Raw genomic sequence first — 23,316 nt, 5'->3', positions numbered from 1 at the left:
CGCGGAAAAGCAATTCCGGCAAGACACGACAGCGAGAGAACAACACCTCAAATCCGAAAGGGAAACCGAATGGCCAGACGCAAATCATCCAACGCGAGTTCTTTCATGAAAGCGGCGCGGCGCGAGGAAATCGAGGCCCTGTGCAAACGGGCCTTCGGACGCATTCCCGATCGGGTTGCGTTCCCCGGCGGGCGGTCGCGGTCGGCATTCATGGCTGAAATCGGCGATGAGCGTTTTGTACTTGCCAAGCGTGACTCCCCCGGCGATGCCACAATCGAGGGCATTGTCATGAAAGTGCTTTCTCGAACGGGCCTGGTGCCACGCGTGATCAGGGTCGTCGACGAATGGGTCGTTCAGGAACTTGTCGATGGTGTCCGGCTTCCGGTTTACCTCGATGGCCTGGAGACCGTCCACGAACGCCAGGCTGCGCTCGACCTGGCACTGTCCTCGCTGGCGGAGCTGCAGACATTCGCGCACGCGGAAAACCTGCACCACCGCGTCCCCCGGGTCGGACCTGATCGGGACTGGTCGGATGGCAATCTCATGCGCGCCCGGAAAATCTCAGAAATCGTCGATATCGCGCCGCCGCTGCTCGACTACGGCAAACTTGAAACACTGTTTACACTCGATCCACGCGAATTCGTGAAGGCCGACGCAAGGCCGGGAAACGCCCTTGTCTGCGACGGCCGGATCGTCTGGTTTGACTGGGAAGGCTGCGGCCGCAGGCATTCCCTGGACGACCTGGCTTTCGTGCTGTCGGACGAGTGGACCGCCATCGACCCCGAGACGGAGAGCCGTCTCATCGACAAGCACCTGGCGAGCTTTGCCCGGAAACGGTCTGAAACGGAAGCCTTTGACTATCTCATGGCGTTCGGCGTCTTTCACATGATGGCCCGCATGCATCGGGCGATCCGGTACCGTTACAGGGACGGTGAATGGTGGAGCCGGGAAAAATGCCTTCACAACGACAAGATTGGTGTGACGCCGACCGAGGTCGGACTGATGTGCGACCGGGCACGCCGCTGGTCGCTCAGGGTCACGCCGCTGCACACGCTGGCACCCTGGTGCGAAAATCTCATGGAAAAACTGGATCTCGCGCTGCCTGATCTTGGCACGCTACAAAAACGCAGGGCGGGGTAAGGCCGGCCGGCCTTATGCGATCAGAGGCAGCAGCTCGCGGCAGGCCCTGGCGGCCGCGCCGGCCTTGTTGCCCTCGATCATCTCGATTGTCTTGCGCATCGCATCTCCTATGTGGTCCGGATCCAGCTGGGCGACCTCACACGCGCTGCGGCGGACGATTTCAACATTGGACAGAAGAGACTCCTCTGCCCCGTAACTGAGTTTGTAGGCTTCGTTACCATGGCAGAAATCATAGATCTGCATGCCGTTCGCGATCGCCCATTTGATGGTGTGGACATGGAGCAGCAGGCCGATATTCGGTTCGGGCGCGGTTTCGTCACGCCCGGAGACAATGAAGTAGAGATACTTCGCCTCATCATCGGCGATGCAGCATATCGATCCGAGGCGTCTGCCTCCCTGCCAGAGCGCACTGAGACGGATCGCGCCGATCCCGTTGCTCAAGGCGAGAACCTCCCGGTACCTGGACGCCGCCTTGAGTGCAGATTTCTCGCCGCGCACCGGCGTCCAGCGCAGCAGCCACATATCCAGAAGCGCATCCAGATCCGGGGCAAAGGTTTCGTTTGTGCTGTCGACAATCTTGAGGTCTTCGCTCTGCTCGTAGCGGCGCCAGAACCGGCGCACCTTCTGCCGCGTTTTCGAACTCAGCCGCGACTGGACGTAGGTATCGAAATCGTCCGGCAGGGTCAGCCTCGGACAGATGAGATTATCGACGGTGCCGTTGTTGATCAGCATAGTGCGTGAATTGATCCGGTACGACTGCGCGTCCGAAAACACACGCAGCAGAAGATCCAGCCTCCGCCGGCAGCCATCGTTCCTGAAACTGATCCGCGCCCAGGGCGCACCGGCCAGATAGTCGGCGATCGTCCCGATTGCGTCTTCTTCTGCGGCAGGGTCACAGACGAACCCTGTGTATTGAGCCCAAGCCAGCTTTCCCGCCGGCTTCAGCTCTGTCTTGAACCGCTGGCCGCTCTCGCTCCAGTGCGTGTGATGGCTCAGGGGCAGGAAACAAACGTACCCCGTTCCCGGCCCACTCCCCCTGACAGCCAGAACTTTCCAGCGGCCGGGATTGGAACGGAACACCTGCTCGAGCCAGCGCCAGGACAGGAAGTATCCCGCTTCCGGGTCACTGCCGTGCACCCGCTCCCAGTCCTTGCGCAACGCCGCAAAGGCGTCCGGATGCTGGACGATTTCAACGCGCATGGGCCTTTTGCTCCCCTGTTCCTGGTTTTCCGGTTCGGACTTGTCAGCGGCGCATGACCTGATCCAGTACCTCGTCGATCCGTTGAAGCACTGCTGGTTCCAGGTTGACGCCCGAAGCGCCGCAGTTCATCTCGATCTGGTCCGGCCGGGTTGCGCCGATAATCGCGGAACTGATCTTCTCGCCTCTGAGGACCCAGGCCAGGGCGAGCTGCGGCAGCGTCAGCGACAGATCGCGGGCGATCGGGTGCAGTTTCTCAACCGCCTGCAAAACCCGCGGCCTGAAAAAGCGGCCAAGGCTCCTTCGTTCCCCGCGCGAACCGGGCGGCGCGGCTGCACCCGGTTTGTACTTGCCGGTCAGGATGCCCTGTGCGAGCGGCGACCATACGATCTGTCCGATGCCCTGCTCCCGGCAGAGGGGAAAGATCCGCCGTTCGTTCTTGCGGTACAGCATGGAATACCGGGGCTGGCTGGAAACGAACGGAACCACACCGTCAATCGCACGTGCACGTTTGATCTCGGCGGCCGGCCATTCGCTGAAACCGACGTAGCGCACCTTGCCGGCACGAACGATCTCCGTTAGGGCCTCCATGGTTTCCTTCAGGGGTGTCTCCCCGTCATGGCGATGGCACTGGTAAAGATCGACATGATCCACTCCCAGCCGCTTGAGAGAGGCATCAATCTGCTTCAGCACCTGCGCGCGGGACAGACCCCGGTCGGTTTCCGACATCGGGAAATAGAGCTTGGTCGCAAGCACGTAGTCGTCGCGTCTGTACGCTTTCAGCAACCGGCCGAGCACCTGCTCCGCGGCACCTTTGCCATACATGTTTGCCGTGTCGAAAAAATTGATGCCGCAATCGAACGCCTGGCGCAGGCATCGTTCCGCCGTCTCAGCTTCGATTGCCGTTCCAAAGGTGCGCCATGAACCAAGCGAAATTTCCGATACGTTGAGTGAGCTGGCCCCCAGTTGCCGGTACTGCATGTCAGGCCTCGGACAGGGTTGTGCTTGCCGTACCTTGCCGGTCGGATGTCATGCGGCAACAGGCAAACGCAATGATGGATAAACGGATCCGTCGAAGTCCTGGCAAATCGGCGCGGACGGCCGGCGGTGCCAGTAATTGACCAGCAGCGTCAGCCGTTTTTCTGCCGGCTCTTCAGCCGTCTTGCCATCCGGGTGCGGGATCGAAGGATCCGGCACGACGCCATGATAAAGATTTCCCGGAAAGACAACGTAGTTGTTTCGGATCGCTGCAACACTGAGCGTCAGATTGGGGTCAGCAGGCTGTTTTGACTTGCCGTCCGGACCCGGCACCTGATCGGTCAGTACCGTCGGGCTTGACGGATAATCATTGAGGTAAAAGACGCTTCCGAGCAGGGGAAAGATGCTCTCCCCGGTTTCGCGGCTGCGCACCAGGTCGCGATCGAAATGGAAGTTCAGTTTCTTGCGATAACCAAGCCGCCCCAGCCACCATTCGGTACCGATGCAGTCTTGCGGCAACGCGACCTGTTCCATCAGAACCGCGATCGCCTCTTCCGCGACATTGGCCGGCGCCGCACCGCGCGGATACCAGAACGTTGTTGAATAGCTCGACTTGCCCCGCACCTTCTCCCTGAAGGCAGACCGGACGGCGTCCTCGACTTTCTGGAACAGGGTTTCCGGAAGCGCTGCTTGGCACAAGCGAACTCCGGCAAGTGGCGCATTTGTTTTGGACAAGTTTTTCACCTCCATTTTCTTTCGAAGGTAAGTCAAAGATTTTAAGAATGAATTGCCGTCCTTTATTTTTATTGAGACTATACGCTAGTTTGTTGAACTAGTTGGGAGTTTAATTTATTTTTTCACCATCGAAGAAAGAAAAATAGCAATTAATACTGATACATTCCACGCGAGCGGCATGAAACGAATTGGGGGGATCACCCCATGGGGCCACACACGGGAACTGCCCATCTCTTCCTCATACCGATCAACGGAAAACGGGCTTGATGGCCAAGCTTGCAACCGATTTGTTTTGAGGGAGAACCTATGCAGAACCAGGTTATTGAGAATTCTGAGACGCGTAACAGCGGGAACACGGAAACGCGATGGAGCGCCGGGTCCGGGTTTTTGTACCCGCCCGGCTGATCTGTGCCGGGCGCATGGCCGGGTGGCCGAATTTCAGGCCCGGCGATCAAATCATCGTTGATCCCTGACAGGTGAACTTGCACCGAACATGTTTCTCGTGATCTTTGGTCGCAAACGGTCGACCAATTGCAAACATGGACAGGAAACACGATGCCGGACTTCGCCATTTATCCAAGCCTCAAAGACAAGAGCGTGGTCGTTTCCGGCGGCGCGCAGGGCATCGGTGCTGAAATCGTCAAGGCCTTCGCCGGACAGGGTGCCCGGGTCGGGTTCCTAGATCTCGACGAGACGGCCAGCGCCGCGTTGGCCGCCACGGCGGAAAACATCGACTACGAGATCTGCGACCTCCGCGACATCTCCGCAATGCAGGCTGCCCTTGCAAAACTGACCGGACGAACCGGTCCTTGCCAGGTGCTGGTCAACAATGCCGCCCGCGATGACCGTCATGACTGGAAAGACGTCACGCCAGACTACTGGGACGAACGCCAGGCAACCAATCTCCGCCACATGTTCTTCGCGATCCAGGCAATCGCACCGGACATGATCGCAAATGGGGGTGGTTCGATCGTCAACATGGGATCGAACTCCTGGTGGGAGGCGGGCGGCGGTTTCCCGTCCTACGCAACGGCCAAGGCAGCGGTCCACGGCCTGACGCGCACCATGGCGCGGGACCTCGGCGATCACCGCATCCGGGTTAACACCGTTGTCCCTGGCTGGATCATGACGGAACGCCAGAAGGAACTCTGGGCAACGCCCGAAGCTCTGGACGCACACCGCAAGCGTCAATGCCTCCCGGATCTGATCGACCCTGTCTATGTGGCACGCATGGTCCTGTTTCTGGCCTCGGACGATGCCGCCATGTGTTCGGCCAACAATTACATGGTCGAGGCAGGATCGATCTGATTTCGGGATGTGCGCAGGGGGATCCGTACCAGGTGGTGGTCCAGACAGGCCACCGTACGCCGGTCTTCTCCTCGGAAACATCCCACAATCCTTTGGCTTGCTGCGCATCGAGGACAAACTCTTTCAGCGGGCACACACCAACCGGGCCGACCATTTCGAAACGCGTCGGTCCGTAATAGGTCGCGGGTTCCAGTCCCTCTTCCGTCGCGCACATGACTTCGGGCCACGAGCCGCGCTCGGCGGACTGCGCCAGTGGTGAGAGCATGGCCGCCAGAAGCCGCGTAGCGATGCCGGCGGTGTCCCGGATCAGGCCGGTGCGTGACGCACCCGGATGACAGACGTGGACCACGACGCTCTTGCCCGCCGCCTGCACCCGGCGCTGCAATTCGTAGCCGAAGATCATCTGGGCCAGCTTGCTCTGCGCGTAGGCGTTCCACGCGGAGTAATTCTGATCGTAGTTCAGATCCTCAAAGCGGATACGATTGTCGCCCATCTTGTAGCCGTTGCTGCCGACCACAACGATGCGGCCCGAAGACGCCTCGATCCGCTCAAAAAGCAGGGCGCACAAAAGGAAATGGCCGAAATGGTTGACGCCAAGCTGGCTTTCAAATCCGTCCACGGTGAGCTGTTGGGTGGCCACCTGCGCGATGGCGGCGTTGCAGATGAGCGCATCTATACGGGTTTCTGTTTCCAGAAGCTGCGCCGCCGCTTCGCGGACGCTTGCCAGCACGGCAAGATCCAGGCGCACGAAGCTTACCTCCGCGTCCGGTCCGAATTCCGCTTTGAAGGTGTCAATGGCCGCGGCTGACCGTTCGGCGCTGCGGTTCATCATCACCACGCGCGCCCCCTTTGAGAGAAGTATCCGTGCTGCCTCGAAACCGGCGCCGCCATTGGCGCCCGTGATGACAAATGTCCTGCCCGTCAGGTCACCGATGCGCGCGGGCGTCCAGCCTTCCGGACCGAAAGGGGTCTTGGTAGACATGATTGTCTCCTGGATTGAAGTTGCAAAAGTAAAATTTCGAGTTTACATTTAGGATGACGACGCAAAAATGTAAACAACTAATTTTACTTTTATCCGAAAAAGTGACGCAAAATCGTGAAACTGACTGAAAAGAAAAGAGAAAACATTATCGAGGCCGCGATCGCGGAGTTCCGTGAACAGGGCTTTCTCGGGGCAAACACGACGCGGATCGCAAAGCGGGCCGGCGTTTCGAGCCGCACGCTCTACAATCATTTCGAGAGCAAGGAAGAGCTCTTCGACGCGATCACGGAAATCATGCTCGCCCGCAATTGCGCCATGCCGCCGGTCGACTACGATCCGGACAGGTCATTGAGCCAACAGCTTGTTGATGCCTTGAACCGATACGTGGCGGTGATCACGGACGAGGAGGCAATCGGGGTGAACCGGATGATCATTTCCGAATTCCTGCGGGACCTCGACCGGTCGCGCGCATTCCTGGCGGAAGCAGCCGCGCATGATTATCCGGTTACGAAGTTGATTGCCGATGCGATGGAGGCAGGAGCCCTGAGAAAAGCGGACCCGGCATTTGCTGCCAGTCAGCTTCTCGCCCTGATCAAGAACTTCTTCTTCTGGCCGGAATTCCTGATGGGAGAAAAACCCGAGACAGAGGGCATCATGCAGGACTGCGTCGCGATGTTCCTGTCGCACTACGGCGCAAACGCGGAACGTCCGCCCGCCTAGGCGAGCCGAGTGTGGCACACCTCCATAGGTGATGGAACCGCTGTGAGAAGATCTAGTAGGAGATCGCTACCGCACCCGATCTGGGCCGGATGGAAGCCCCGTCGATCACACCGGCCTGCACCATTTTTCCAAAAGACGCTTTCGCAAGCCCGGCGGATGCGTCCATGGCGGCTTCATCGCCATATTTCGCGACAACCAACCCGTTCCCGTCACCGAAGTCCACGATGTCGATGAAAAGCGCACCTGCCGCAGCCAGGTCGGCTCTCAAGCCTTCCGCGGCGGTCATTGCCGCGGACATGTCCGGCGACGAAAACTCTGTAATCCGGTAAACGGCCATTTTGCTCCCCCCCTCTTCTGTTTTGTTTCACCAAAACAGAATATGACGCAGGGGAATATTCACAAGAACCATTCGACTTAGAAACAGCACATAAGACCTTAAAAGAGGTTGTTTATCCAGTATTTGCTACTTATGGGAAGTTTTATTACAAAAACAATCATGCCGTGATGGATACTTTTGACGATTAAATTTCACACCTGACTGAACCGGGTCAGGTCTTTGTCGCAACTGTCACGCATGTTGCAACATCCGGAGTCAATCGGCTCGAGGGCGAATGCGCAGCCGCTCTGTGTCTGGCCGAACCTGTGAGAACGCGGGCACTGCGCGTGTCCCACTTTCCAGAACAATGCCGGCATCTCGTCCGGAAAATACCGGGATGTGTCCCAAAATTCATACTTTCCGCTTGCTTGAATTGTAATGTTATACAGTTACCTTAAGGTAGGAATCCGTCCGCAGAAATGCTGAAAGGGGATGCTGTGTAAAACGGGTACGCAGGGACACGCACGTGTTCTCCCGCTCTCCCGCACGCGCAAAAGGCATCCCGGCGTTCTGCACAACAGATGCAATCACGGCAATGAATCATGGGAGACCTGAATGAAAACACGTGCCGCCATCGCCTGGGGACCGAACCAGCCCCTCGAAATCGAGGAAATTGATCTGGAAGGCCCGAAAGAGGGCGAGGTCCTTGTCCGGATCGTCACCACAAGTCTTTGCCATACCGACGTTTTCACGCTGTCCGGGGAAGATCCTGAAGGGCTGTTTCCCTGTATTCTCGGCCACGAGGGCTGCGGCATTGTTGAAGAAGTCGGAAAAGGCGTCACCTCGGTCGCCCCCGGCGACCACGTGATCCCTCTTTACATCCCGGAAGACCCGGACTGCCCCTATATCAAGTCGGGCAAGACCAACCTCTGCCAGACCATCCGCAAGACCCAGGGCGCCGGATTGATGCCGGACGGCACGTCCCGCTTTTCCTACAAGGGCAAGCAGATCCTCCATTACATGGGCACAAGCACGTTCAGCGAATACACCGTGCTGCCGGAGATATCGGTCGCCAAGATCACCAAGGAAGCGCCGCTTTCCAAAGCCTCTGTCATGGGCTGCGCGGTGCCGACCGGCATCGGCGCGGTGCGCAACACCGCCAAGGTCGAGCCCGGTTCAACGGTCGGCGTTTTCGGCCTTGGTGCCGTGGGCATGGCCGTCATTCAGGGTGCCGTTCTGAACGGAGCCTCGCGGATCATCGGCATCGACATCAACACCTCGAAGTTTCCGCTCGCCAAGGCGCTTGGCGCTACGGAATGCATCAACCCGAAAGACTTTGACAGCCCCATTCAGGACGTTCTGGTCGAGATGACCAACGGTGGACTGGACTACACATTCGAGGCGGTCGGAAACGTGGACCTGATGCGCTCCGCGCTCGAGGCCTGCCACAAGGGCTGGGGAGAATGCACGGTGATCGGCGTGGCCGGCGCCGGACAGGAGATCGCGACGCGGCCGTTCCAGCTTGTCACCGGCCGTGTCTGGCGCGGCACTGCATTCGGCGGCGTTCTGGGCCGCAGCCAGTTGCCGGGCATGGTCGATGAATGGCTGCGCGGCGATTTCAGTGTCGATCCCTACATCACGCATCACATGAACCATGAGCAGATCAACACCGCGTTTGATCTCCTGAAAGCGGGCGAATCGATCCGCTCGGTGATTCACTTCCGTCCAAGCGAGACCCTGACGGTCAACTCGCTTCCCGGAAAAATCGTCACCGGGTAAGACACTAAAATCACGGCTGAATATTTGGTCGCAAAAGGGCAGCGGGTTTGGTTTGGCACCACCGGCTGCCCTGTTTGTTAGCCTACAGCTTCCGCGACACTTGCCCGCGTCACCTCGACCATCGTCAAGTGGACCCTGAAGGTCGCAATGGGTTTGCCGGGTTCAAGCACGCCGATCACCGTTTCGATGTCCGGACAGCCTTCATCCCGGCACGCCAGCTCGGCAACGGTGACCGGCGTGTCGTCTGGCAGGTTCAGCAGCTCCCGGACCCAGGCCTTGATCTCGGACGACTTGTTCTTCAACCGGCCGAATTTCGGCGCCAGCGGATTGTGGAATTTGCTCATTCCGCCGCAACGCCTTCCTGATGGACGCAGTTCCTGAAGCCGGCTGCGATCGAATCCTGCGGCAGGTCGCGGCCGATAAAGACGATCCGTGTTGTCCGCTGCTCGCCCGGTTTCCAGGGCCGCTGGTGATCGCCTTCCAGCAGCATGTGGACGCCCTGCATCACAAAGCGGTCGTCATCATTCGCAAAAGCAATGATCCCCTTCATGCGCAACATGTCCGGACCGAATTCCTGGGCAATCATCTGCATCCAGGGAAAGAACTTCTGCGGGTCGAGCGGTTCATCGCTCAGCAGCGAAAAACTCGTGACATGATCGTCGTGATCGTGGTCGTGAAAGTGTTTCAGAAACTCCGGCTCGATCTCAAGCACGCGGTCCAGATCGAAGGCATTGCGCCCGAGTATGTTCTCCAGGGGGACCTGGCAGCGTTCGCTGCGATGGATCACGGCTGTCGGATTGATCCGCCGGATCCGTTTTTCGACCTCGGCGCGTTCCTCATCGCTGACAAGGTCGATCTTGTTCAGGAGCACGATGTCGGCAAATGCCAGCTGTTCCTGGGCTTCATGCGCCTTGTCGATTTCCACAAGCAGATGCCTGGCATCGACAACGGTCACGATCGCATCCAGCCTGGTCTTCGACTGCACGTCCTCGTCGACAAAGAAAGTCTGGGCAACCGGGGCCGGATCGGCAAGACCGGTCGTTTCGATCAGGATCGCATCGAAATGATTTCGGCGTTTCATCAGACCTTCGATGATACGGATGAGGTCGCCGCGCACGGTGCAGCAGATGCATCCGTTGTTCATTTCGAAGACTTCTTCGTCCGCATCGACGACGAGATCGTTGTCGATCCCGACATCTCCGAATTCATTGACGATCACGGCGTATCGCTTGCCGTGATTTTCCGTGAGAATGCGATTGAGCAGCGTGGTTTTTCCCGCGCCCAGATATCCGGTGAGAACCGTGACCGGTGTTCTCTGCAATTCGTTCATTGTGACCTCCGTGATGGACGGGTGAGGTTGGAAACACTGCGCAGGATCAAGCCGACAAAGGCCGGCCCGGCCTTTTTCAAAAATGCCGTGAGCGAAATGGGACTGGTGTCGACAACGGCGGTGAACAGTTCCCGCACCGGATCGGGGTCGATACCATTCGTGATGAACACAAGCCGTGTCCGGCGGTCGCTGTCAGGCCATTGGGCGAGACGGACCGGATCGGACACGCTGTGCTGAACCGCGTGCACGATCAGCGGTTCCTCGGGACGGTCCCGGCTGGCAATGATCCCCTTGACGCGCAACAGCCGCTGACCGGCCGAATTCTGAAGCAGGGCAAGAAACCGGTGAAACCGTTCTTCCGACAACGGCGTTTCACTCACGATGCTGAAGGTGCGAATGCCCGCACCGTGTCTCGACTCGCCCTGCGGCTCCTCCGAACGGGTGTCGTGACCGGCTTCGTGGGCCATTGCGGCTTCAAGCGCCAACCAGCCGACAACATCTTCGCCTTGATCCACGACAGCGTATGGCCGGGGCGAAAAAAGCGAGGAAAACGCGACCTCCCGGCGGTCGATGATGTCGGCACTTGTATTGAGTGCCCGCAGTTCCTGCGACAGCAGTCCAAAGTCCTGCGGCCCCTCAAGCTCCCGCGCAACGTCTGTTTTCGTCACGACGATACGGTCCGCGAAAGCGATCTGTTTCAATGCCTCGAAATGGTTCTCGAGGGAACTGGCTCCCTCGACCACGTCGAACAGGGTCACGACACCGGCCAGATAATACTCCGGCGCGCTGGTGTTGCCTTTAACTTGCCCGGTTCCGGTCTTTTCTGGCGAAAGCGCATTGACCAGTGGTGCCGGATCTCCGAGGCCGCTCATCTCGACAATGACGCGGGTAAAACCTGCCGTAAGCCCCGCCTGCGCGGCACTTTGAAGATCGTCGAGTGTTTTGCGGATGTCGGTCGTATCAGAACAGCACAGGCATCCCGTTGAAACTTGGCTGATCGTCGTTTCGCCCTTGCGAACGAGCAGATGGTCAACGGGTACATCCCCGAATTCGTTGATGACAACGGCTGTGTCCCGAACGCCGGGATCGTTCAGGAACGCATTCAGCAAAGTCGACTTTCCCGAACCGAGAAAGCCGCTCAGCAGGAAGACAGGTATGCGGTTCGGGAAATCCATGACCCCTGGATTGCCCGCTTGCCGGTTTTTGGATGGGGATTGCTGTTCCATGAAGGTTTCAAACGCAGCGGGAGGAATGATGCCCGGTGATCAGCCAGCCCGCATTGAACTCCTCGAAGGTGAACAGGAACCGGGCCGGAACGATTTCCTCGCCCGTCGATCTTGGAAAACGAAATGAATAGATCCCGCCGATGGTGATGGTGCCAAGTTTCTGACCGGTCCGGCATTGTTCACTTTTGACCGTACAGGTCGGGTGTCCATCCGACAGGAAGAACTCGAAATAGCGGCGGCGGCCATCCTCGGTGTCGACGATCTCGTTGGACAGTGTCGGCACGAGGATCGCATCAGGTGCATAAAGCTGCAGGATTGCGTCCAGACGTCCGGCGGCGACTTCTTCCGTCCACCGTATCAACGTTGCGCGCGCCACGTCCGTGCAACCTGTGTCAGGCCGTGGCGTATGTTTTGCCGGATCATGTCCCAAGAGCTGCCCCTTGTCTTCTACGTCGTCCCGGATATGAAGAAATCTGCTGCAAAACGACATGCCACTCGGCATCGTGTTCGGCGCCGATCGGTCTTCAGCCCCATTTCAATCTTGATTTGTTATGTTATATCGTATCATGTCCAAATCAAGGACGCGCAGGTTTGTTGTTGAGACAAACCGGCAACGTCACCACCTGGAGCGGTCATTCCCACAGGGATCGGGTCACGGTTTACGGATCATGGCTGCAACCGGCGTCAGGGGACTGTGCAAAGACGATGCAGTTCAGCTTGAAATTCAACGACAGAGGTTTCGAAGAGTATGACTTATGCTGCGAGTGTTGCGGCCATGGCAGAGTATCGCAAGGAACACGGATTGCGGCCTTCGCGTGAGGACGCCGAGGCGGCGGTTCGTGTACTTCTGGAATGGAGCGGCGATGATCCAGACCGCGAGGGACTGGTTGACACACCTGCCCGCGTTGCACGCGCCTACGAAGAGTTTTTCGAGGGCTACAGGATCGATCCGGCGGAGCTGCTTGCCCGCACATTCGAAGAGACGAACGGTTATGACGATCTGATCGCGCTCCGGAACATGCGGCTGGAATCGCATTGCGAACATCACATCGTGCCGATCATCGGCAAAATACACGTGGCCTATCTTCCGGCAAATCGCGTGGTCGGCATCAGCAAGCTGGCGCGCGTGGTCGAAGTCTATGCAAAACGTCTGCAGATCCAGGAAACGCTGACATCCCAGATCGCTGACACCATCCAGGACGTGCTGCAGCCCCGCGGTGTCGCGGTTGTCATTGAAGCCTCGCATATGTGCATGACCACCAGGGGTATCAGGAAGCCCGGCGTCTCCATGCTGACGCGGAAGCTTCTCGGAGAATTTCAGACAGACCGGGAACTCAGGAGGGACTTTCTGTCTTCGGTCCCTGTCTCAAAGGAAGGATTTGCGTGATGGCCGGGCAGAAACCTTTCGCACCCCGCGAGACTGTTGAACAGGTTGAAGAGGGCAATATTCTTGCGCCGAAATTCGACGCGAACGGTCTGTTGCCGGTCGTAACCACGGATGCCGGAAACGGGGACGTTCTCATGATGGGCGTGATGAACGAGGAGGCCCTGCTGCGGACGATCCGCACGGGCGAGGCCCACTACTGGAGCCGCAGCCGCAGGTGCCTCTGGCACAAGGGGGCCACCAGCGGGCTTGTCCAGAAGGTGGTCGAAATGCGGATTGACGACGATCAGGACGCAGTCTGGCTGCGTGTTGCCGTTGATGGCGGTGCCAGCTGTCACGTCGGCTACCGCTCGTGTTTTTACCGCGCGGTCCCCACCGGGACGGAAGACAGCCCGGTCGAGCTCAACTTCACGGAAACCGGGAAGGCTTTTGACCCAAAGGAAGTCTACGGCGATGCACCGAACCCGACGCAGTTGTAAAAACCGCGCGTCAGCGTGCAGTACCGACAGGCAAGAGCGCCGGTCGGTTTCGCGCACCACTACGACATAGCGCCGCTAGGGTACGGACCCATAAATGACGCCGATTTGGTTTGGATCGTTTTGACTAACTGCGAGAAGTGAAAGCGCAGGAAATGTGGTTCATTTTCGAGCCTTTCGCGACGTGGCGGATCGCCAAAACGGCCAAATCCGAAGGACGGCAAAATGGCCTCTCCTCGCAGCGTCACCGCGCTTGACCGGGCAAAAAGCCCGCTCCGCACACGCTTCCTCCCGAGATTTTGCCATTTCTGCCGCCAAATCGGCGTCATTTATGGGTCCGTACCCTAGTCCGATAAGGCAGCTTCTCAAACGCGGTGGTTGGTATAGTCTTGCCCGTATGGAGGAGACGCAGCACTTGAAGGCGCAGCTTGATCTGATGCAGGCTGCGCTCGATCACATCAATCAGGGCTTCACCGTGTTCGACAGCGACCTCAGGCTGGTCGCCTGGAACCGCGGTCTGTCCGACATGCTTGACATGCCGGAGGACATCATCCGGCGCGGCTCGCATCTGGAAGCCTTTATCCGCGTGAATGCGGAGCGCGGTGAATATGGCCAGGGCGACATCGAAGGCAAGATCGCCCGCCGGATCGAACGTGCCAGGCTGTTCGAGCCGCACTACTTCGAACGCGTGCGCCCCAACGGCCAGATCATTGCCGTCTCCGGCACCCCGCTGCCTCAGGGCGGCTTCGTCACGATCTATTCCGATGTAACCGAGGAACGAAAAAAGCAGGAAAAGCTGGAGCGCACCGTTGAGGAACGCACACGCGCCCTGCAACAGAGCGAGGACTGGCTGCGGCTCGTCACCGACAACATTCCCGCCCTCATCGCCTATCTGTCGCCCGGCCCGGTTTTCCGTTTTGCCAACCGCCGCTATGCGGACTGGTTCGGCCACTCGGTCGCCTCCATCGCTGGTCGTGCGGCCGCAGAAGTCGTCGGCGCGGACCTTTTTGCCGAGCTCGAACCGCATATCGACCACGCTTTCAGGGGAAATGCCGTCAGTTACGAATATGAGCGCATGCGGCCCGACGGAACCAAGGCCTATATGCGATCCACGCTCATTCCCGACATGACTGCGGACGGACGGACGCTCGGGATCTTCGTCCTGTCACTCGATGCGACCGATCAGAAGCAGGCCGAAGCCACGCTGGTTCAGTCCCAGCGCATGGATGCCGTCGGCAAGTTGACCGGCGGTCTCGCCCACGACTTCAACAATCTGCTGGCGATCCTGATGGGCAACCTGCTCTCGATCAGCCGGATGGAAGCTCCGCTTGAAAAGGCGGATGTGGACCGGAAGCTGGAACCGGTTCTTGAAGCCACGAAGCGGGGTTCGGATCTCATTCAGCGTCTTCTTGCCTTCAGCCGCGGCAAGGCGATAGATCCGCAGACCGTGTCGCTGGCAACACTCGTGTGCAATGCGGGGAGCCTTCTGGACGGCTCTCTCCCCTCCTCCATCCGGCTTGAAACAGAGGTGGCCGACCGCAGCATCGGAGCCTGCATCGACCCGACACAGATGGAAACCGCGTTGATCAACCTGGCGTTCAATGCCCGCGACGCCATGCCGGATGGCGGCACCCTTCAGATTGCCCTGAGCGAGACCTTCGTCGAAAAGCGCGAGGCGGACGACCTTGGCGTCGCTTCCGGCCGTTTCTCCAGGATCACCGTGACCGACACGGGAAATGGCATGGACGAAGAGATCCGCCTCAAGGTGTTCGAGCCTTTTTTCACCACCAAGGCCTTCGGAACCGGCAGCGGCCTTGGTCTTTCCATGGTTTACGGCTTCATTCGCCAATCCGGAGGCGCTGTCACGGTTGAAAGCAAACCGGGAAAAGGGACCTGCCTGACGCTGTATCTCCCCTATCGCAGGGTCGCCGCATCCCGAAACACCGATGGCAAGGTGAGCGGCGATGGCGATCTGAAGCGCGGCCAGGGTGAACTTCTGCTTCTTGTCGAAGACGACCCTGACGTTGCAAACGCGGTCACGGACCAATTGCAGAACCTGGGTTACGCTGTGCTGAGGGCCGAAAGCGCCGACGATGCGCGCGTTCTTGCCCTCGATCTTCCTGAACTCAGGGCGGTTCTCAGTGACATCATCATGCCGGGCCAGATGAACGGGTTGATGCTTGCGCGGGAAATCCGGCGGGAGCGCAAGGACCTGGGCATCGCCCTGATGTCGGGCTATGCGGACTGGTCCGACCTTGCGGGCAACGAACAGGACTGCCAGTTCCCGGTCCTGGCGAAACCTTTCACCGACGATCAGCTGGCGCAGACGCTCCGGAAGATCCTCCGAAATTCATCGGCTGTTCAATTGGAATCGATCGAACAGCCAAATGCTGATCCCATCTGACCTGATCAAGCGGGAGCGTGAACGTCTTGCAGAAGAGCTTCGCACCATCGGCGAAACTGACCGTTTTCATCGTGGACGACGAGCCGGAAATCGGCCAGCTCCTGCGTGAGGCCATGTCGCATTTCGACATGGCCGGTGAAACATTTTCCACCGGCAGCTCCATGCTGGCCGCCCTGGCCAACGAAAGCCCTGACGCCTGTATTGTCGACCTCGGACTGCCCGATATGGAAGGCATGGCATTGATCAACGAGATCCGCAGGATTTCTTCGGTGCCGATCATCGTCCTGTCCGCGCGCGGCCATTCGACGGACCGGGTCATGGGGCTCGAACTGGGCGCGGACGATTACGTCGTCAAACCGTTCGACCCGCGTGAAGTCGTCGCCCGGATACGCTCGATCCTGCGCCGGTCTTCGGACCGGACCCCGGCTCAGGGCGAAGTGGATCTCGCCAGGTTCGAGGACTGGTCTTACCGTCCCTCCTCCCATTGCCTGACATCCCCGGAAGGCGAAGAAACCTTCCTGTCGACCGGCGAAGCCACCTTGCTCGAAGCCTTGCTGCGCGCACCCAAGCGCGTTTTGACCCGGGATTACCTGCTCGAACATGGCGGCCGGGACGAAAGTCTCGACCGGTCGATCGATGTCCGCATTTCGCGGCTGCGCAAGAAGCTCAACCGCAAGAACGAGGCCGCGCATATCCGCACGATCTACGGGTCCGGATACATGTTCGCGACGGCGGTGATCTGGAGTTGACGTTGCGCCGGACACCGGGCCTTGTTGCTTTGGAACGGTGGCCCGATCCGAACGGCCGCTTCTTCGAACTGTAGGGACAAAAAAGGCGGGAGGATCGCTCCTCCCGCCTGCTTCAAGTCAAGCCCGGTCCACTTTAGAAGCTCAGGGAAATATCCCTGTGTCCGGACAGGCACCCGGCAACATCCAGGGCCATATCGTTCGGCAGTCTTTCCTGCTGCCTCAGACCGATATTATTGACGATCGCAGCATCGTATTCCTCCAGCACCGGCAGCAGCTCGCTCGCCGCTTTCTGGCGCCAGGCGATGTCGGCCTGAAGTGCCGCGATCGAGTTGTCGATTTCCGCGATTGCCGCTTCCGCGTTCGGCTCGCGACTGCGCATGATCTTGCGCGCTTCTGTCAGGCCCTTGCGGATATCGCTGGTGCCTTCAGCCTCTCCCACTTTCGAGCGCATGGCGGCAATGGCTTCAACCGCCGCTTCCGGCTCCAGCTGCGCAACCTGCGCCTTGAGCTCTTCCAGCTCCGGGCCGAAGGCCGCAACGGTCTCGGCATCGGCAAGGATGGCTTTGACCTCCAGGATCGGTTCATAGGCCTGATCTACCGTGCGGCGGTAGGTCTGGCGCGCGGTGGTTTCCGCTTTCTGGATTGTCGAGAACGTCCCATAAACCTCTTCCCAGTTGCCCGGAATGTTGGCCAGGATCGCATCATGCTCCTGTTTGAGTTCCTCGATACGGGCCAGGGCGCGCTCGCCCTGCTCGACGGTATAGACCGCACCTTCCCCGGACCGGTCGACAATCACCTGCAGCTCTTCGATACGCTCGTCGATCCGGCGTGCGTCGCGCTCCAGGGCCCTGACTTCCACATGGACGGGTTTGTATTCACCCGAAGCCTTGCCGACCTCGTTTTCAGCCTCGCGGATCGCCAGCATCAGCGGCATCGCCTCCCTGGCCTTTTCAAAGCCTTCGGCAAGATCGTCCCGCAGGTCTTCCGGCAGGTAGCTCATGTCGACGCCTTCCGCCTTTTCGATGGCGGCAAGAATGCTGTCACCGTTCTGCTGGAAGTCCTCGTAGACCAGCGTTTCCATGCAATATTGCAGGCGCGGGTTCTTCGGCGGCGGAGCCGTTTCGGACAGAAGCGACGACCGGTTCGGCAGATAGTTTACCAGTTGCGGGTAGAACCCGACGATACCAAGCGCGACCAGCTGAAGGGCAATGAACGCGATCACGCCCTTGTACATGTCGATGGTCTTGACCACCGCCGGCGCAACGCCGCGAAGGTAGAACAGCGCAAACCCGAAAGGCGGCGTCAGGAACGACGTCTGGATGTTGAGGCCGATCATCACGCCGAGCCAGACAGCCGTCACATTGGCGGACGGGTCCGCCAGCAGGATCGGGGCGACGATGGGCACGACAACCACGGCGATCTCGATGAAGTCGAGGAAGAAGCCGAGGATGAAGATCACCAGCATGACGATCAGGAACTGCGCCCAGAAACCGCCGGGCAACCCTTGCAGGAAGTCCTTGACGAGTTCCTCGCCGCCGAACGCACGGAACGCCGAAGTCAGCATGGCCGCGCCCAGAAGAATGATGAACACCAGCGATGTCGTCTTCGCCGTTTCGATCATCACGCCGCGCAGCGTGTCTTCAAGCTTGAGCGTGCGCCAGCCGGACCAGAAAATCGCGATCAGAAGCAGCGAGACGGCGATCAGTGCGAGCACCAGGCCAAGCACATCCTGGCTGGTTGAGATCAGCTTGATATTGACCGCACCGATGAAACTGATGACCACGGCAAGGCCTAGCAATGCAATGATTGCGAGGATCGCCGGGGAATAAGCTCCCTTCTCGCCGTCGCGGAGCCGGTAGCCGGCCATGATCATGGCGCCGACCGCGCCGATGGCGCCGGCCTGGTTGACCGTTGCAATGCCAGCAATGATCGAGCCGAGAACCAGGAAGATCAGCGCCAGCGGCGGAACGAGGGTGATGACGACCTTGACCGCGAACTGGCGCGTGAAGGTGCCTTCCTCATGAACAGCCGGCGCGGCTTTCGGGTTCATCAGCGCAAAGCCGAGAATGAACAGCATGTAGAGGCCGACAAGCACCAGACCTGGCAGGAACGCCCCCAGGAACATCTCGCCGGCACTGGTGGACACCACCGCGAAATCCGACGGCATCGACAATTCGCCGGTGCTGGCCTTGTAAAGCGTCTGTCGCAGCGAGCCCGCCTGATCGACCGCGCTTGCAAGCTGGTCGGCAAGGATAATGAGAACGATCGATGGCGGAATGATCTGCCCGAGCGTGCCGGAGGCGGCAATCGTGCCTGTTGCCAGGGGAACGGAGTAGTTGTTGCGCAGCATGGCCGGCAGCGAAATCAGACCCATCGCGACAACCGTTGCACCGACGATACCCGTCGTTGCAGCCAGAAGAGCGCCCACGAAAACAACGGAAATACCGAGGCCGCCCGGAACCGGGCCGAACAGGCGTGCCATCGTGACCAGAAGATCTTCGGCGATCTTGGACCGCTGCAGCATGATCCCCATGAAGACGAACAACGGGATGGCGATCAGCGTATCGCGCTCGGCCTCCCAGTAGATGCCCCGGAAATTGGTGACGCCCGCACTGAGCCATTGCCCGGGGCCGCCATGGGCAAAGAAGGCGTCCGTATCCCCTGCGAAGAGATACCCCGAACCGGCGGCGATGCCGATCGTCAGGATCGCTGACCCGGGCAGTGCGAATGCGACCGGGAAACCGGACCCCAGCGCAAAGGCCATCAGGACAACGAGGAGAAGGAGGAAGAAAAGTTCCATTTCAGAAGATCTCGCCGGGTCTTAGTTGACGGGGTGGTTTTCGTGATCCCGGCCGCCGGGTTCGCCGCGTATGTCGGCGACCGCGTCGAGAAAATACGATACGAACTGGATCATCATGGACACCGCGAACACACCGAGGAATCCGGCCATCAGGTACTTCACGTAAAGACCGAAGCCGGCCTGGGTGACCTCGTAGGACAGGATCGGACTGTTGATGATGTTCTGCTTGCCGCCCATGCCGAGGACCAGAATGACGGCGCAAAGGCTCATGCCGAGAACCACCGAACCCACGGCGTTCACGTAGCCCTTGGTTTTCGGGGCCATACCGGCATAGAAGACGTCGACGCGAACGTGGCCTTCTTCGCGCAAGGTGTAGGCGCTGGCAAACAGGAACAGGGCCGCGTACCAGAACCGCACCAGATCGGCGAGGAATGCCTGTTCATAGGAAAACACGAAGCGCCCGATCACGATCAAAAGCTCGGCCACCACAACGAGCAGGGCAAGCCAGGGAAAGGCGATGACCCCTCGGGTGAAGGCAGCAAGTATGACGGACAGCCCGATCAGCGGCATATGCACATAGGCGCCGCGGAACCGCGATTTCCCGAGGTCTTCGGCGAGCGTGTCCCCGACCACGGCCGGCAGCAGACCCTCGATGCGCAGAAACGAGATCGCGGCATCGACAAGTCCGACAATGAGCACCGCAAAAAAGGCGGCGCGGATCAGGAACGTGTTGAAATTGCTGATGCGTTCGCTGTCTTGGCGCAGCGTCGTGCTGCTTCGCATGACATAGGCGACCGCCCACAGGACAAGCGCGGCATAAAGCGCCAGTTGCAGCCAGGACCACAGGATCGGCGCGGTGCCGTTCGCCGGACCGCCGAAAATCGGGTTGATGCCGGGAAGATCCTGCCAGTAGGTCAGATAATTGTTGAGGACGAACGCTGCCATAAGCGCCAGAACGATCCAGCCGAAGAGGCGGAAGATGCGGGCACTGCCGGGATTGTGTGTATCACCGGAATTCATGGCAGGTGAGCCGTCTTGAACCGTGTCCAAGGCCGTCATCGTGCCTATGCCTTTTTTGTCTCGATAAAGAAGAGGGACGGGATTGCTCCCGTCCCTTTAAGCCCCAATTCCGCTTAGGACGGAATACCCAGGACGCGGTTCCGCTTGTTGGAATACGCGACATCGGAAATCGCCATCCAGCTACCGATTTCCTGGCGTGCATTGACAAAGCTTTCGAAGATCTTCTTGGCTTCCGGAGAATGGTCCATGGCCTCTTCGAGAACTTCCTGCGCAGCTTCACCGAAGGCATCGTAGATCTCGTCGTTGAACTCTTTCAGTTCAACGCCGTGCTCTTCGATCAGGCGCTTCAGGTAAACACCGTTGTTGGCGTTGGTTTCCGCCATGGTGTTGGCGTTCTCTTCCGCGCAGGCAGCGGCGATGATCGCCTGGTCCGTCTTGGACAGGCCGTCGTACCATGCCTTGTTGCAGCCCATGGCCAGCATCGCGCCCGGCTCATGCATGCCCGGGAAGTAGTAGTACTTCGCGGCTTCGTAGAACTTCATGAAGTAGTCGTTGAACGGACCAACCCACTCGGTTGCGTCGATAGCGCCGGAAACGAGGTTTTCGTAGATCTGGCCGCCCGGCAGGGACACCGGAGACGCGCCGAGTTTTGCCATGACGTCACCGCCCTGACCCGGAATACGCATCTTCAGACCCTTCAGGTCGTCAGCGGTTTCGATTTCCTTGTTGAACCAGCCGCCCATCTGCACGCCGGTGTTACCGGCAGCAAAGTTCTTCAGGCCGAACCCGGCAGCGAGTTCGTCCCAGAGTTCCTGGCCACCGCCGTATTTGATCCAGGCGTCCATCTCGGTCACGGTCAGACCGAACGGAACAGCCGTGAATGCAGCCCAACCCGGGTGCTTGCCTTTCCAGTAGTAGTCTGCGGCGATGTAGGCCTGCGCGTTGCCGGAAGCGACTTCATCGAAGGAGTCGAATGCCCCGACGCGCTCGCCGGCAGCAAAGTACTGAACGTTTATGCGGCCTTCGGTCAGCTCGGCAATACGAGCGGCCAGACGCTGCGCCGGAATACCCAGACCCGGGAAATCGCGCGGCCAGGTCGACACGATGACCATGTCGGTTGTGCCCTGTGCGACTGCCGGAGCAGCAAGCGCAGAACCGGCGGCAATTCCACCAGCACCAAGACCAGCTTTTTTGATAAACGAACGACGATCCATTAGTTTCCTCCCTAATCGGACCAAATAATTCAGGACCGGACTGCAACCTTGCACCGATCTCGCCGTATGTCTAGTTGACGTAGCAGAAGGAAAGCTATTCGTGGTTCTGCGCATTTTCTCAGTAGTACTACCGAGAAATTCGCAATAGAACGCTGTGAAACCGGGCAGCTGCGCATTACAAGGGCAACTTTCGTGACTTTCAAAACCAAACTCCTCATTATCACGATCCTCCCCCTGATCGCGGTTTCGGTGCTGATCGGCGCGACCACCTATCTGCAGTCCCTGAAGCTCATCGATGCCGAAACCCGCTCGGTCGAAGAGCGCATTCTGGCGGCAAAAAGACAGGAAATCCGGAACTATGTCAGCCTCGCGCTGACGTCGATCGAGCAGATCTACGCCGAAGAACCCGAAGGCCGCGCCGCTGCCCAGGAAGAAGTCAAGGAAATCCTCGAAAACCTGACATTTGAATATGACGGCTACTTCTTCGTCTACACGCTTGACGGAACCAATGTCGTCCACCCCAAGCTGCCCCATCTTGTCGGCCAGAACTGGTGGGACCTGCAGGACGACAACGGCGATTATGTCATCCGCAACCTGATCACACAGGCCAAGTCGGGTGGCGGTTTCCACCAGTATGTCTGGCACAAGCCCTCGACGGGGTCGGTTGAGGAAAAACTCGGATACGCCATCTTGCTGAACAAGTGGGACTGGATGCTGGGCACCGGCCTTTACACCGACGACATTGCACGGGAAGTGGCCGCGATCCGGGCGGACTTCGCGCAGAATATCCGTCAGACGCTGCTCGTCACCTTTCTGATCACCCTCGCCGGGATCGTCGTTGCGGGCAGCCTGATTGCGGGCGTGCGCTTCTCCGAACAACGGTTTGCGGACAGCAAGCTGAAGGAACTGACGAACCGGATCTTCCAGGTCCAGGAGCAGGAGCGCAAACGGGTCTCGACCGAACTCCACGACAGTATTTCGCAGCTGCTTGTCTCCGTTCGCTACGGCATCGAGATGATCCACAGCGAGGCAACCCGTGACCCCGACCTTCAGGTTCAGGCGGCGAAGTGCCTGAAGACCCTCGATGGAACGATTGCCGAGGTGCGGCGCATCTCCCGGGATCTGAGACCGAGCGTTCTGGATGACATGGGCCTGGCGGCCGCCCTGGGCAGTCTCGGCAAGGAAATCCAGAGCCAGTCGGGCATAACGGTGAACGTGGATGCGCAGCAGTGCCACAGCCGCTTGTCGGATGGCGCCAAGACGGCATTGTACAGGGTGGTTCAGGAATGCATGACCAACGTTGCCCGGCACTCCCATGCAAGCAAGGTCAACATCGATCTGAAGGTGGGTGTTCACGACCTGACCCTGTGTGTGGAGGACAATGGCGTCGGCCTTCCAAGGCCATTGCCGAAGACCGGAGGCCTCGGGTTCCGCAACATGCGCGAGCGCATAGAGACCTATGGCGGCAAGTTGATTTTGAGCCGGCGCTCTTCCGGGGGTACAAGGATCAAGGTGCAAATGCCGCTCGACAACACGTCGGCAAAGGCTGCGTAAACT

The 23,316-nt window shown here is 59.2% G+C and carries 20 protein-coding genes and 1 pseudogene; 9 read left to right on the top strand and 12 right to left on the bottom strand.

All coding sequences use genetic code 11. The features are described 5' to 3' along the window. Positions 1–69 precede the first annotated feature (69 nt). A complete protein-coding gene (locus tag RBB49_RS20710; protein ID WP_306144792.1) occupies positions 70–1,140 on the top strand; it encodes a phosphotransferase family protein in 1,071 nt (356 codons plus the stop codon). Between the two features lie 12 nt (positions 1,141–1,152). On the opposite strand, the gene RBB49_RS20705 is transcribed toward RBB49_RS20710, so the two are convergent. The 3 genes from RBB49_RS20705 to RBB49_RS20695 are packed head-to-tail and all read right to left on the bottom strand — an operon-like array spanning position 1,153 to position 4,051. Next, positions 1,153–2,340, bottom strand: coding sequence for a GNAT family N-acetyltransferase (locus tag RBB49_RS20705; protein WP_306144791.1), 1,188 nt, complete (start codon positions 2,338–2,340; stop codon positions 1,153–1,155). 43 nt (positions 2,341–2,383) lie between these two features. After that, complete coding sequence (locus tag RBB49_RS20700; RefSeq protein ID WP_306144790.1) at positions 2,384–3,319, bottom strand: aldo/keto reductase family protein; 936 nt, start codon at positions 3,317–3,319, stop codon at positions 2,384–2,386. 48 nt (positions 3,320–3,367) lie between these two features. Continuing rightward, positions 3,368–4,051, bottom strand: coding sequence for a hypothetical protein (locus tag RBB49_RS20695; protein ID WP_306144789.1), 684 nt, complete (start codon positions 4,049–4,051; stop codon positions 3,368–3,370). A gap of 555 nt (positions 4,052–4,606) precedes the next feature. Between RBB49_RS20695 and RBB49_RS20690 the strand changes: the two genes are divergently transcribed. Next, positions 4,607–5,359, top strand: a complete 753-nt coding sequence (locus tag RBB49_RS20690) for an SDR family NAD(P)-dependent oxidoreductase (RefSeq protein WP_306144788.1) — start codon at positions 4,607–4,609, stop codon at positions 5,357–5,359. 55 nt (positions 5,360–5,414) lie between these two features. Here RBB49_RS20690 and RBB49_RS20685 read toward each other — a convergent pair. Continuing rightward, positions 5,415–6,341: pseudogene (locus RBB49_RS20685) on the bottom strand (SDR family oxidoreductase); the annotation flags it as partial. Between the two features lie 114 nt (positions 6,342–6,455). Here RBB49_RS20685 and RBB49_RS20680 point away from each other — a divergent pair. Continuing rightward, positions 6,456–7,061 carry a TetR/AcrR family transcriptional regulator gene (locus tag RBB49_RS20680; RefSeq protein WP_306144787.1) on the top strand — a complete coding sequence of 202 codons (606 nt, stop codon included), beginning with the start codon at positions 6,456–6,458 and terminating at the stop codon, positions 7,059–7,061. A gap of 52 nt (positions 7,062–7,113) precedes the next feature. Here the strand turns inward: RBB49_RS20680 and RBB49_RS20675 are convergent, their stop codons facing one another. Then, entirely contained in the window at positions 7,114–7,398 is a 285-nt protein-coding gene (locus RBB49_RS20675; RefSeq protein ID WP_306144786.1) for a hypothetical protein, read from the bottom strand. A gap of 594 nt (positions 7,399–7,992) precedes the next feature. Between RBB49_RS20675 and RBB49_RS20670 the strand changes: the two genes are divergently transcribed. Continuing rightward, positions 7,993–9,156: an S-(hydroxymethyl)glutathione dehydrogenase/class III alcohol dehydrogenase gene (locus RBB49_RS20670; RefSeq protein ID WP_306144785.1), complete on the top strand. Its 1,164-nt coding sequence runs from the start codon at positions 7,993–7,995 to the stop codon at positions 9,154–9,156. Positions 9,157–9,233: 77 nt separating this feature from the next. Here RBB49_RS20670 and RBB49_RS20665 read toward each other — a convergent pair whose 3' ends face one another. From RBB49_RS20665 to RBB49_RS20650, 4 genes are read right to left on the bottom strand one after another with little or no spacing between them, the layout of a single operon-like run. Beyond that, positions 9,234–9,500: a nitrate reductase gene (locus RBB49_RS20665; RefSeq protein ID WP_306144784.1), complete on the bottom strand. Its 267-nt coding sequence runs from the start codon at positions 9,498–9,500 to the stop codon at positions 9,234–9,236. Beyond that, positions 9,497–10,486 (bottom strand): GTP-binding protein, encoded by a 990-nt coding sequence (locus tag RBB49_RS20660; protein ID WP_306144783.1) that lies wholly within the window; start codon positions 10,484–10,486, stop codon positions 9,497–9,499. The genes RBB49_RS20665 and RBB49_RS20660 overlap by 4 nt, the downstream gene beginning before the upstream one ends. Next, positions 10,483–11,712 carry a GTP-binding protein gene (locus RBB49_RS20655; RefSeq protein ID WP_306144782.1) on the bottom strand — a complete coding sequence of 410 codons (1,230 nt, stop codon included), beginning with the start codon at positions 11,710–11,712 and terminating at the stop codon, positions 10,483–10,485. The genes RBB49_RS20660 and RBB49_RS20655 overlap by 4 nt, the downstream gene beginning before the upstream one ends. A gap of 7 nt (positions 11,713–11,719) precedes the next feature. Further along, complete coding sequence (locus RBB49_RS20650) at positions 11,720–12,073, bottom strand: nuclear transport factor 2 family protein (protein WP_306144781.1); 354 nt, start codon at positions 12,071–12,073, stop codon at positions 11,720–11,722. A 387-nt stretch (positions 12,074–12,460) separates the two neighbouring features. Here RBB49_RS20650 and folE point away from each other — a divergent pair, with 387 nt between their 5' ends. The 4 genes from folE to RBB49_RS20630 all read left to right on the top strand — a co-directional run bounded on the left by folE (position 12,461) and on the right by RBB49_RS20630 (position 16,725). Continuing rightward, entirely contained in the window at positions 12,461–13,099 is a 639-nt protein-coding gene (gene folE / locus RBB49_RS20645; RefSeq protein ID WP_306144780.1) for a GTP cyclohydrolase I FolE, read from the top strand. Then, positions 13,099–13,575, top strand: a complete 477-nt coding sequence (gene hisI / locus RBB49_RS20640; RefSeq protein WP_306144779.1) for a phosphoribosyl-AMP cyclohydrolase — start codon at positions 13,099–13,101, stop codon at positions 13,573–13,575. Before folE ends, hisI begins: the two co-directional genes overlap by 1 nt. 412 nt (positions 13,576–13,987) lie before the next feature. Beyond that, a complete protein-coding gene (locus RBB49_RS20635) occupies positions 13,988–15,976 on the top strand; it encodes a PAS-domain containing protein (protein ID WP_306144778.1) in 1,989 nt (662 codons plus the stop codon). A gap of 26 nt (positions 15,977–16,002) precedes the next feature. Next, positions 16,003–16,725 carry a response regulator transcription factor gene (locus RBB49_RS20630; RefSeq protein WP_306144777.1) on the top strand — a complete coding sequence of 241 codons (723 nt, stop codon included), beginning with the start codon at positions 16,003–16,005 and terminating at the stop codon, positions 16,723–16,725. A gap of 133 nt (positions 16,726–16,858) precedes the next feature. On the opposite strand, the gene RBB49_RS20625 is transcribed toward RBB49_RS20630, so the two are convergent. The 3 genes from RBB49_RS20625 to RBB49_RS20615 form a co-directional block, all read right to left on the bottom strand. Next, positions 16,859–19,525 (bottom strand): TRAP transporter large permease subunit, encoded by a 2,667-nt coding sequence (locus RBB49_RS20625; protein ID WP_306144776.1) that lies wholly within the window; start codon positions 19,523–19,525, stop codon positions 16,859–16,861. Positions 19,526–19,546: 21 nt separating this feature from the next. After that, positions 19,547–20,584: a TRAP transporter small permease subunit gene (locus tag RBB49_RS20620; protein WP_306144775.1), complete on the bottom strand. Its 1,038-nt coding sequence runs from the start codon at positions 20,582–20,584 to the stop codon at positions 19,547–19,549. A gap of 74 nt (positions 20,585–20,658) precedes the next feature. Then, the gene (locus tag RBB49_RS20615; RefSeq protein WP_306144774.1) at positions 20,659–21,759 is read right to left on the bottom strand and encodes a TRAP transporter substrate-binding protein; all 1,101 of its coding nucleotides are present in this window, start codon (positions 21,757–21,759) and stop codon (positions 20,659–20,661) included. A gap of 192 nt (positions 21,760–21,951) precedes the next feature. On the opposite strand from RBB49_RS20615, the gene RBB49_RS20610 reads away from it, so the two are divergent. Continuing rightward, positions 21,952–23,313: a cache domain-containing protein gene (locus RBB49_RS20610; protein WP_306144773.1), complete on the top strand. Its 1,362-nt coding sequence runs from the start codon at positions 21,952–21,954 to the stop codon at positions 23,311–23,313. Positions 23,314–23,316 lie beyond the last annotated feature (3 nt).

The sequence above is a fragment of the Roseibium sp. MMSF_3412 genome (assembly GCF_030733265.1).
In the GTDB taxonomy this organism is placed as follows: domain Bacteria; phylum Pseudomonadota; class Alphaproteobacteria; order Rhizobiales; family Stappiaceae; genus Roseibium.
The sequence above is the reverse complement of the archived record's forward strand: the minus strand, read 5'-3'. Positions and strand labels throughout refer to the sequence as shown.

Coding starts and splice junctions, on each gene's coding strand:
- RBB49_RS20710 (WP_306144792.1), top strand. CDS start 70: ATGGCCAGACGCAAATCATCCAACGCGAGTTCTTTCATGAAAGCGGCG.
- RBB49_RS20705 (WP_306144791.1), bottom strand. CDS start 2,340: ATGCGCGTTGAAATCGTCCAGCATCCGGACGCCTTTGCGGCGTTGCGC.
- RBB49_RS20700 (WP_306144790.1), bottom strand. CDS start 3,319: ATGCAGTACCGGCAACTGGGGGCCAGCTCACTCAACGTATCGGAAATT.
- RBB49_RS20690 (WP_306144788.1), top strand. CDS start 4,607: ATGCCGGACTTCGCCATTTATCCAAGCCTCAAAGACAAGAGCGTGGTC.
- RBB49_RS20675 (WP_306144786.1), bottom strand. CDS start 7,398: ATGGCCGTTTACCGGATTACAGAGTTTTCGTCGCCGGACATGTCCGCG.
- RBB49_RS20670 (WP_306144785.1), top strand. CDS start 7,993: ATGAAAACACGTGCCGCCATCGCCTGGGGACCGAACCAGCCCCTCGAA.
- RBB49_RS20665 (WP_306144784.1), bottom strand. CDS start 9,500: ATGAGCAAATTCCACAATCCGCTGGCGCCGAAATTCGGCCGGTTGAAG.
- RBB49_RS20660 (WP_306144783.1), bottom strand. CDS start 10,486: ATGAACGAATTGCAGAGAACACCGGTCACGGTTCTCACCGGATATCTG.
- RBB49_RS20655 (WP_306144782.1), bottom strand. CDS start 11,712: ATGGAACAGCAATCCCCATCCAAAAACCGGCAAGCGGGCAATCCAGGG.
- folE (WP_306144780.1), top strand. CDS start 12,461: ATGACTTATGCTGCGAGTGTTGCGGCCATGGCAGAGTATCGCAAGGAA.
- hisI (WP_306144779.1), top strand. CDS start 13,099: ATGGCCGGGCAGAAACCTTTCGCACCCCGCGAGACTGTTGAACAGGTT.
- RBB49_RS20625 (WP_306144776.1), bottom strand. CDS start 19,525: ATGGAACTTTTCTTCCTCCTTCTCCTCGTTGTCCTGATGGCCTTTGCG.
- RBB49_RS20620 (WP_306144775.1), bottom strand. CDS start 20,584: ATGACGGCCTTGGACACGGTTCAAGACGGCTCACCTGCCATGAATTCC.
- RBB49_RS20615 (WP_306144774.1), bottom strand. CDS start 21,759: ATGGATCGTCGTTCGTTTATCAAAAAAGCTGGTCTTGGTGCTGGTGGA.